Raw genomic sequence first — 738 nt, 5'->3', positions numbered from 1 at the left:
ATGTCGGGCTGTTCGCTGATCAGTTCCAGCTCAAAGGCAAACGGCTGGTTGAGGGCCTCTTTACCGGTAAAGGCCAATACCTTGAAATCGTGGGCAGCGCCGTCGATGTGTAGGGTGAAGGCTGCTTCATTGGCTGGGGAGAACATCCGTTGTTCCTTTCGCTGAACTGGTGCAGACGGTGGGTTTAAAACGTAAAAAGCCATCGACTGGCGCGCTCATAAAGACGCGGCCGGCCGATGGCGGGGCATTGTAAATGCCTTAGGCAGAGACGGGTGTGCGCCAGTCATCAGAACCGGAAGTTCCTGAGACTTCGTGGGTCCAGACGATTTTGCGGTAGGTGAAGTAGACGTCTTCCAGGTGGGTGAAATGCGCCATGTTCGGATCCTGGCAGTTCGGCATCTGTGACTGGACGTCAACGATGATGGCGTCGTGCAGTTCGATGGTGAAGTAGTGCTCCTGAGTACCGGTAGCGGAGGTGCGGTACCATTCCAGACGGCACTTGCTCAGACGCTCACCGGAGGTCAGGGCGTTGAAGATCAGCGGTGAGGACTTGTCGAACACCTTGGTGATCATCATCGGTTTGTGAACGCGCTGACCAGTCGGCTGACCGGACTGTGGATCACGTGGGATGATGACCTGGTGGTTGTAGCCCTGAACCAGTACCTGGTCTTCGTGACCTTCCTGGAAGATGTTGCCGACGGAATCTTCGGTGAAGGTACCGGCGGTGATCAGGCCCTG

1 protein-coding gene is annotated in these 738 nt (G+C 56.4%); it reads right to left on the bottom strand.

Annotation, left to right across the window (positions count from 1 at the left end):
- Nucleotides 1–258: 258 nt before the first annotated feature.
- A partial coding sequence (locus tag H4J77_RS19575) for an Hcp family type VI secretion system effector (RefSeq protein ID WP_182250135.1) occupies nucleotides 259–738 on the bottom strand: 480 nt, incomplete at its 5' end.

The sequence above is a fragment of the Pseudomonas sp. 5Ae-yellow genome, assembly GCF_014077575.1.
In the GTDB taxonomy this organism is placed as follows: domain Bacteria; phylum Pseudomonadota; class Gammaproteobacteria; order Pseudomonadales; family Pseudomonadaceae; genus Halopseudomonas; species Halopseudomonas neustonica.
The sequence above is the reverse complement of the archived record's forward strand: the minus strand, read 5'-3'. Positions and strand labels throughout refer to the sequence as shown.